This is a genomic window from Geodermatophilus sp. SYSU D00742 (genome assembly GCF_054049935.1).
In genome coordinates, this window is sequence record NZ_JBJGYJ010000060.1 from 1 (window position 1) to 7,848 (window position 7,848).

Here is a 7,848-nt window from a genome sequence, read left to right on the forward strand (position 1 = left end):
GGGGGGGGGTTGGGCGCCCCCCCACCCGCCCCCCCCCCCCCCCCCCCCCCCCCCCCCCCCCGCCCGCCGCCCGCCCCCCCCCCCCGCCCCGCCACGTGAGGACCACCATGCCGATCGAGTTCCTGGGCATCGCCGCCACCAACGACGGATCCGAGACCACCCCTCGCTCCGGGCCGGGCTTCGACCGGGAGTTCACGCTGCGGCTGGGCCGCGCCCACGAGGACTGGGGATGGGACCGGGTGCTGTTCCCCTACGGCTCGGGCTCCCCCGAGCCCTCGGCGGCCGCGGCGTACCTGCTGTCGCACACCGAGCGGCTGCAGGTGCTGCTCGCCCACCGGCCCGACGTCAGCTACCCGACCTTCGCCGCCAGGGCCTCCGCCACGCTGGACCAGATCGGCGACGGCCGGCTGACCGTGCACTTCACCACCGGCGGCACCGACGCCGAGCAGCAGCGCGAGGGGGACTTCCTGACCAAGGACCAGCGCTACGCGGAGGTCGCGAAGCGCGACGCGGCCGCGGCATGAGCACCATCGCCGTGGTCGGCAACCCCAAGCCGCGCTCGCGCACCCGCGCGGCCGCCGAGCTGGTCGTCGAGCGGCTCACCGGCGCCCCGCCCGACCGGGTCGTCGACGTCGTCGACCTCGGCGCCGGGCTGCTCGGCTGGGGCGACCCGGCCGTCGCCGAGGCGGTCGCCGCGGTGCGGGAGGCCGAGGTCGCCGTCGTCGCCAGCCCCACCTACAAGGCCACCTACACCGGCCTGCTCAAGCTGTTCCTCGACCAGATCGGCACCGGCGACCTCGCCGGCGTCGTCGCCGTGCCGCTGATGCTGGGCGGCGGCCCCACCCACGCGCTGGCGCCGGAGCTGCTGCTCAAACCGGTGCTGGTCGAGCTCGGCGCCACCGCCCCGACCCGCGGCCTGTACCTGCTGGAGAAGACCTGGGACGACCCCGCGCCGCTGGACGCGTGGCTGGTCGCGGCGCGGCCGCAGGTCGACGCCGCCCGGACCGCACGGCACGGCTGACGTGGACCCGTCCCGCGGACCCGTGGGCGCCCGGTGCGGCTGACCCGCCGCGTCGCCGTGGACCTGCTGCGCGTGTCCAGCGCGCGATGTCGCCGGCGCTGAACCCCGCGCCCACCCCCGGACTCCCCGAGAAGCCCGTCATGACCCGATCCCTGCTGTCCCCTGCCCGCCGACCGGCCGGCGACCCCACCACCCGCCGCACCGGCGCCGCCGCCCTGGCCGCGGCGCTCGCCGCCGCCGAGCACCGCTGGTCGGCGCTGGTGGAGTACCGGGCCGAGAGCCGGTGGACGCACCTGCTCGACCCCGGCCTCGCCGCGGACGCCCTCGACCCGTCCCTGCACCCGGAGCTGGCCGTCGCCCAGGTCTGGCTGCTGTCCTGGCTGCCCGGCCAGGGCACCGGCCGGCACGACCACGGCGGCTCTGCCGGCGCGTTCGCCGTCGTCCGCGGCAGCCTGGACGAGGAGGTCGCAGCGCTGCCCGACGCCACCCGGCTCCCGGCCGGCCGGGTGCGCCCGTTCGGCGCGCACCACGTGCACCGGGTGTCCAACTCCGGCGTCGACCCGGCGGTCAGCGTGCACGTCTACACCCCGCGGCTGACGGTCATGAACACCTACCGGGTCGACCGGGGCGGCCTGGTCCGCACCGGCACCGAACGGGCCGGCGTCGACTGGTGACCGGCCGCTGAGACGCCGACGGGCCGTACCGCTCGACGCAGGAGCGGCACGGCCCGTCGGTCGGGGCGCGGTGCGGCTAGGCCGGCTGCGGCACCCGGTTGTCGAACAGCGCGATCGCGGCCGCGGTGTTCGACGCGGGGACGAAGTAGTGCGAGTGCACCTTCGTCACCTCCTCGTTCAGCGCCCCGCGCATGATCAGCCACATGATCATCTCGATGCCCTCGGAGCCGGCCTCGCGGATGTAGTCCTCGCGCGAGAGCGTCGTCAGCTTGGCCGGGTCCTTCTCGATGGCCTCGAGGAACATGTGGTCGAACTCGGGGTTGATGTAGCCGGCCCGCGCCCCGGCCAGCTGGTGGGACATCCCGCCGGTGCCGAGGACCGCGACCTTGACGTCCTTCGGGTAGCTGCGGATGGCCCGCCCGAGCGCCTGACCCAGCGCGTAGCAGCGCGCGGCCGTCGGCTGCGGGTACTGGATGACGTTGACCAGCAGCGGGATCACCGGGCAGGGCCAGGAGTCACCCGGGTCCGGCGTCCACACCGACAGCGGCACGGTGAACCCGTGGTCGACGTCGAGCTCCTGGAAGACGGTCAGGTCGAAGCCGTCGTCCACCAGGCTCTCGAGCAGGTGCAGCGACAGCTCCGGGTCACCGACGACGTCGGGCACCGGGCGCTTGCCGAAGCCCTCGTCGGCGACCTCGTACCGCTCGGCGGTGCCGATCCCGAAGGTCGGGACGATGTCGAGGTCGATGCCGTTCGCGTGGTCGTTGTAGATCACGATCGCGACGTCGGGCCGGTGCTCCTGGAGCCACGCCCGCGCCGGGGCGTACCCGTCGAACAGGCCCTTCCAGTTCGGGTCCTCGGTCTTGCCGCGGTCCATCGCCGCCCCGATCGACGGGACGTGCGAGGTCGCCAGGCCCCAGATCACCTCAGCCATTGCGCCGTCCTCCCGCCCGCATCGCCGCCACGAACTCCTCCTCGGTCATGCCGCTGAAGACCCCACCGAGGTACTGCATCGACCGGCCGTCCATCATGGCCAGCTTGTACACGTAGAAGATGCTGCCGCCCAGGTCGATCATCGCCTGCCAGTCGCGGTCGAGGACGGCCTGCTTCTGCTCCGGGGTGAGCCGGAACTCGTCGCAGTAGGCGCCCTCGTCGGCGAGGAAGCGCTCCCGCGCCTCCGCCGAGCGCAGGCTCATGAACAGCTTGTTCATGCGGAAGCCGCGCCGGCTGGTCTGGCCGTCGAAGACCGGGGTCCCCGGCAGGTCGAACCTGCCGACCGGGGTGTCACTGCTCATCGGTCACCTTCTGTTCGTCGCCGGCGAGGTGCTCGTGGTCGTCGAGCCACTCCCACAGCGGCCGCGGGTGCGCGCTGGTCTTGGTGCGGCCGCACCAGCACGTCCCGAGCATCTCACCGTCGTACTGGCGGAAGGTGATACGCAGCTGCCGGGTGGGTGGGGGCTGGTCCATCGCAGTCGTCATCAGCGCTCCTGGGGGTGCTGGGCCAGCGCCTCGACGTGCACGTCCAGCCACGGGGACATGGGCAGCGACACCAGCGCGTCGTGCAGGGCCGCCGGGTCGGGGGCCTCGAACAGCCCGATCCACCCGGTGCGGCCGGGCACCCGCCACAGGCGCTTGAGGATGCCCGCCTCCCGCAGCTCCATGGCGCGGGCCCGCTCTCCGGAGCGCAGCTCCTCCCGCCGCTGCGCCGGGGTCTCCGGGGGCAGGCGGTTCTCGGCGCGGACGAGGAACTCCACGGTGGTCTCCTGTCGTGTGGGGGTCAGCGGGCGAGCTCGAGCAGGACGTCGGCCAGCGCCTTGGGGGCGGTGACCATCGCCTCGTGACCGGTGTCCAGCTCGTGCACCGGCCAACCGCGCTGCCGGGCCCGCTCGGCCTGGGCCTGGAAGACGCGCATCCAGGTGACGCACTCGACGAACGCGGCCGGGACCTGGTCGACGGCGCCGGTGAGGTCCAGCCGGTCGAGGTAGGTCTTCCACGGGTGGGGGGTCAGCTTCGGCGTCAGCCAGTCGACGTCGGCCTGCTCGGTGACGCCGAGGACCGAGAGCCTGCGGACCGGCACCAGCCAGCCGAAGCCCTGCTCGGCCGCCGACTCCGCCCAGTGGTGCTCGACCTGCTCGGGCAGCAGGTCGCGGGCGGCCTCGCCGTCGGAGCCGACGAAGGCGTCCAGGTAGACCCGCTTGGCGACCGCGTCCGGCCGCCGGTCGGCGACCGCGGTGACGACCTGCCCGGCGTAGCTGTGCCCGACCAGGACGACGTCGCGCAACCGGAACGTGTCGATCAGCCGGACGACGTCCTCGACGTGGGTGTCCAGGCCCACCAGCGGGGAGAGCAGGTGGGACCGCTCGGACAGCCCGGTCAGCGTCGGGGCGTGCACCTCGTGGCCGGCCGCGCGCAGCAGCGGGGCCACGCGGTCCCAGCACCAGCCGCCGTGCCAGGCCCCGTGGACCATGACGAAGGTGCTCATGCCTGACCCGCCGGCTCCGGCTGGGCGGCGGCCGGTCGCGCGGGACGCGCCGGGCGGGCCGGGACGTCGCCGCGGGCGGCGGCCTCGGCCTTGGCCATCTTCTCCAGCAGGCGGCGGCCGCGGATGCCGGCGACGTCGGAGCGGATCGAGGACTCGATCATCCCCGGGTCGGTGGCGACCATCTTCTCCTGGATCTCGAGGGCGTCGACGTCCTCCTTCATGACCGCCAGCTGCTGCTTGAGCTGGAAGTCCGACAGCTCCTGGTCGTCGATCTTGTAGTCGCGGCCCAGGGCGAAGAAGTCGTGCGTGGTGGTCTCGGTCTCCGGGGTCATGCCGTAGACGACCTTCATGTGGAAGCCCTCGGGCTCCTCGGTGCCGGTCGGGGCGATCCGGATGTTGAGGATGAAGATGCCCGGCGCGTAGAAGTCGCCGTCCTGCCAGCGGTCGATGTTGGTGGTCACGCCCATCGAGGACTGGTAGAAGGGCGGGGCCTCGATGTCGATCATGTGCCGGACGAAGGAGACCTTGTTGCCCTCGCCGATCACGTCGATCGGGGTGGCGGCGACCGCGGCGTTGCCGATGGAGGTCGGGTGGAGGAACGTCTCGTGAGTCAGGTCGAGCAGGTTCTCCACGAGCAGCACCTGCCGGCCCTTCAGGCCGACCGAGCCCTGCACGTGGGTCCAGTTCGGGTCCTCGAGCCAGGAGACGTCCGGGATGTCGTCGGGGTCGGCCTCGTCCGGGTCACCGGGCCAGATCCACACGATGCCGTAGCGCTCGACCACCGGGAAGCGGTGCACCGTGGCGCCCTTGGGCATGTCGGGCTGCTCCGCGACGCCGACGCACTGGCCCGAGCCGTCGATCTTGTAGCCGTGGTAGTTGCAGGTGATGACGTCGTCGTCCAGCTTGCCCAGCGACAGGGGGTAGCGGCGGTGCGGGCAGCGGTCCTCGATCGCGTTGGCGCTGCCGTCGGAGAGCCGGTAGAAGCACACCGGGCGGCCACAGATCCAGCGCTGCATGAGCGTGCGGCCGACCTCGTCGGACCAGGCGCCGATGTACCAGCCGTTCATGACGATGGGGTTGGCTGCCATCGCGGACTCCTTGACTCGGGACGGTGGACGGCGGACCCCAGGGGTGACCGCACACACACTGACGTTAAGGATCGCGGCGGGGTGGCGGATCGGCTCGATGACAGCTTCGGTCCGACCGTGCGAGCGCGCCGCGCCTACGTCATGTGTCCTACGCCTCGTCGCGGCCGCCGGCACCGGTGTCCGTGCAGGTCAGCCCGGTGGCGGGATGAGACCCTCGCGGATCGCGAGCAGCGCCGCCTGGGTCCGGCTGGACAGCTGGAGCTTGCTCAGCACGTTGCTCACGTGGGTCCGCGCGGTGCGCTCGCTGATCACCAGCTGGTCGGCGATGTCGCGGTTGGAGTGGCCCTGCGCGACCAGCGCCAGGATCTCCCGCTCGCGGGCGGTGAGGGAGGTGAGCCCGGCCTGCGGTGCGGCCATCCGGCGGGCCAGCTGCCGGGCGACGGCGGAGTCCAGGTGCACCTCGCCGGCGGCGGCCGCGGTGATCGCCGTGGCCACCTCCGCGGGGTCGGCGTCCTTGAGCACGTAGCCGGCGGCACCGGCCGCCAGCGCCGCGTGCACCCGCTCCACCTCGCCGAAGCTGGTGAGGACGACGACCTTGACCCCCGGGTGCGCGCGGGCGATGGCGGCGGTGGCGGCCACGCCGTCCATGCGGGGCATCTGCAGGTCCATGAGGACGACGTCGGGCAGGGGCTCCCCGGTGGTCTGCCACTGGTGCAGCAGCTCCACCGCCTGCTGGCCGTCGGCCGCCTCGCCGAGGACCCGCAGCGTGGGCACGCTGGCCACGTACGCCTGCACCCCGCGGCGGACGATCGCGTGGTCGTCGACGAGCAGGACGCCGATCACCCCGGCGCTCACCGGCCCGCCCTCCCCCGGGCGCCGGGCGCCGGCAGGGTGACCTGCACGCGCCAGCCGCCCGAGGGCCGGGGCCCGGCCGACAGCTGCCCGCCCCACCGCTCGGCGCGCTCGCGCATCGACACCAGGCCGAGGCTGCCCCGCGGCCGGTCGCCGGTGCCGGGCGCCGGCGCGGCCTCCGGGGTGCCGGCGCAGCCGTCGTCGGTGACCTCCACCAGCACCCCGCCGCCGGGCCGCTCGACCCGGATCTCGGCCTCGGTGGCGCGGGCGTGCTTGACCACGTTGTGCAGCGCCTCCTGGAGGATCCGGTAGAGGTCCTCCTGGACGTCGACGTCGACGTCGAGCTCCAGGTCGTCGGCGGCGTGCACCTCGACGACCAGCCCGGTGCGGGCCTCGACGCCGGCGGCGTGCGCCCGGACCGCCTCGACCAGGCCGTTCTCGGCGAGGTCCAGCGGCCGCAGCTCGAAGACCAGCCCCCGCAGGTCGGCCAGCGCGCTGGCCGACAGCTCCGCGAGCTCCTGCGCGCCGCTGCGCACCGTGGCCGGGTCGGCGTCGGCGGTGTCCAGGTGCGCGCGCAGCGCCTCGGCCTGCATGCGCATGGAGAACACCTGCTGGACGACCGAGTCGTGCAGGTCCCGCGCCAGCCGCCGGCGCTCGTCGCTCTGCGCGCGGGAGCGGGTCTGGGCCAGCAGGGCGGCGGTCTCGATGGCCACCGCGGCGGAGTCGGCCATCGCCTCGAGGAAGGCCAGCGAGCTGGGCCCGGGGTCCTCCCCCGGCGAGTAGTAGGCGTTGATGATCCCCAGCGCCCGCCCCCGGACGACCAGGGGCATGGAGACGAAGCTGTCCCAGTCGGGGACGTCCATGATCTCGTGCAGCGGCGCCCACAGCGGATCGGCCATGATCACCGGCTTGCGGTGCAGGCTGACGATCGGCTGCCGGTTCTCCAGCGCCTCCATGAACAGCACGCGCGCGCCCAGCCGCCGGCACGCGGCGAGCTTCCCGGCGAAGTCGACGGCGTCGCCGAAGCCGGCCATGCCCAGCAGCCGCAGGTCGTCGCGGGGGTCGTCGAGGGCGAGGATCTGGACGGCGGCGATCGACGCGGTCATGGCGATCTCGCGGGCGACGGCGTCCAGGGTGGCCGGGAGCGAGTAGGCGTCGGCCACGCTGGCCGCGGCCCGGGTGATCGCCGTCAGCCGCTCCTGCTGGCGGACGGTGTCGGTGACGTCGCTGAACCACACCGCCCAGCGGGACGGGCCCACCGGCAGCACGCGGTACTCCAGCTCCCGGCGGCTGCGGCCGGGCACCGGCCAGCTCGCCGTCCGCAGGTCGGGGGCGTCCGGGTCGCCGGCGGCGGGGTCGAAGGGGGTGGCCGTCCCGACCAGGTCGGCGGCGGGGCGGCCGAGGATCTGTGCGGCGGCGGCGTTGAGGCCCAGCAACCGGCCGGCGTCGTCGACCAGCGCGAGGCCGTCCGCGGAGACCTCGACCAGCGCGCGGAGCACGGGGTCCTCCCCCGCGCCCGCCGGCCACACCGCGCCGGCCGGGTCCGCCGCCACCTCGCTGCGCACCACTGCCCTCGTCCCGCCGTCGACCACCGGCCCCCTGCCGGGGAGATCACCGGCACGCTACTCCCGGTGCCCCCCGGAGCAGGGCGAGCGCCCCGGGCGCCTCCCGCCCCGGTGACCGGGGACGACGACGGCGCGCCGGCCGGGACGAGGAGGTCCCGGCCGGCGC

The 7,848-nt window shown here is 74.3% G+C and carries 11 protein-coding genes; 3 read left to right on the forward strand and 8 right to left on the reverse strand.

Annotation, left to right across the window (positions count from 1 at the left end; all coding sequences use genetic code 11):
• Positions 1 to 107: 107 nt before the first annotated feature.
• The 3 genes from ACI78V_RS22525 to ACI78V_RS22535 all read left to right on the forward strand — a co-directional run bounded on the left by ACI78V_RS22525 (position 108) and on the right by ACI78V_RS22535 (position 1,695).
• A complete protein-coding gene (locus ACI78V_RS22525; protein ID WP_456854951.1) occupies positions 108 to 524 on the forward strand; it encodes an LLM class flavin-dependent oxidoreductase in 417 nt (138 codons plus the stop codon).
• Positions 521 to 1,021, forward strand: a complete 501-nt coding sequence (locus ACI78V_RS22530; protein ID WP_456854953.1) for an NAD(P)H-dependent oxidoreductase — start codon at positions 521 to 523, stop codon at positions 1,019 to 1,021. The genes ACI78V_RS22525 and ACI78V_RS22530 overlap by 4 nt, the downstream gene beginning before the upstream one ends.
• A 140-nt stretch (positions 1,022 to 1,161) precedes the next feature.
• The gene (locus ACI78V_RS22535) at positions 1,162 to 1,695 is read left to right on the forward strand and encodes a cysteine dioxygenase (protein WP_456854955.1); all 534 of its coding nucleotides are present in this window, start codon (positions 1,162 to 1,164) and stop codon (positions 1,693 to 1,695) included.
• Positions 1,696 to 1,771: 76 nt separating this feature from the next.
• Here ACI78V_RS22535 and ACI78V_RS22540 read toward each other — a convergent pair whose 3' ends face one another.
• The 8 genes from ACI78V_RS22540 to ACI78V_RS22575 form a co-directional block, all read right to left on the reverse strand.
• Positions 1,772 to 2,629 (reverse strand): class III extradiol dioxygenase subunit beta, encoded by an 858-nt coding sequence (locus ACI78V_RS22540; protein ID WP_456854957.1) that lies wholly within the window; start codon positions 2,627 to 2,629, stop codon positions 1,772 to 1,774.
• The gene (ligA, locus tag ACI78V_RS22545; RefSeq protein ID WP_456854959.1) at positions 2,622 to 2,990 is read right to left on the reverse strand and encodes a protocatechuate 4,5-dioxygenase subunit alpha; all 369 of its coding nucleotides are present in this window, start codon (positions 2,988 to 2,990) and stop codon (positions 2,622 to 2,624) included. Before ligA ends, ACI78V_RS22540 begins: the two co-directional genes overlap by 8 nt.
• Positions 2,980 to 3,174 carry a hypothetical protein gene (locus tag ACI78V_RS22550; RefSeq protein ID WP_456854961.1) on the reverse strand — a complete coding sequence of 65 codons (195 nt, stop codon included), beginning with the start codon at positions 3,172 to 3,174 and terminating at the stop codon, positions 2,980 to 2,982. Before ACI78V_RS22550 ends, ligA begins: the two co-directional genes overlap by 11 nt.
• Positions 3,174 to 3,449 carry a muconolactone Delta-isomerase family protein gene (locus tag ACI78V_RS22555; protein WP_456854963.1) on the reverse strand — a complete coding sequence of 92 codons (276 nt, stop codon included), beginning with the start codon at positions 3,447 to 3,449 and terminating at the stop codon, positions 3,174 to 3,176. Before ACI78V_RS22555 ends, ACI78V_RS22550 begins: the two co-directional genes overlap by 1 nt.
• 23 nt (positions 3,450 to 3,472) lie before the next feature.
• The gene (locus ACI78V_RS22560) at positions 3,473 to 4,177 is read right to left on the reverse strand and encodes an alpha/beta hydrolase (protein WP_456854965.1); all 705 of its coding nucleotides are present in this window, start codon (positions 4,175 to 4,177) and stop codon (positions 3,473 to 3,475) included.
• Positions 4,174 to 5,265 carry a Rieske 2Fe-2S domain-containing protein gene (locus ACI78V_RS22565; RefSeq protein WP_456854967.1) on the reverse strand — a complete coding sequence of 364 codons (1,092 nt, stop codon included), beginning with the start codon at positions 5,263 to 5,265 and terminating at the stop codon, positions 4,174 to 4,176. Before ACI78V_RS22565 ends, ACI78V_RS22560 begins: the two co-directional genes overlap by 4 nt.
• Before the next feature lie 189 nt (positions 5,266 to 5,454).
• Positions 5,455 to 6,120, reverse strand: a complete 666-nt coding sequence (locus tag ACI78V_RS22570) for a response regulator transcription factor (RefSeq protein WP_456854969.1) — start codon at positions 6,118 to 6,120, stop codon at positions 5,455 to 5,457.
• Complete coding sequence (locus ACI78V_RS22575; protein ID WP_456854971.1) at positions 6,117 to 7,682, reverse strand: histidine kinase; 1,566 nt, start codon at positions 7,680 to 7,682, stop codon at positions 6,117 to 6,119. Before ACI78V_RS22575 ends, ACI78V_RS22570 begins: the two co-directional genes overlap by 4 nt.
• Between the last annotated feature and the right edge of the window lie 166 nt (positions 7,683 to 7,848).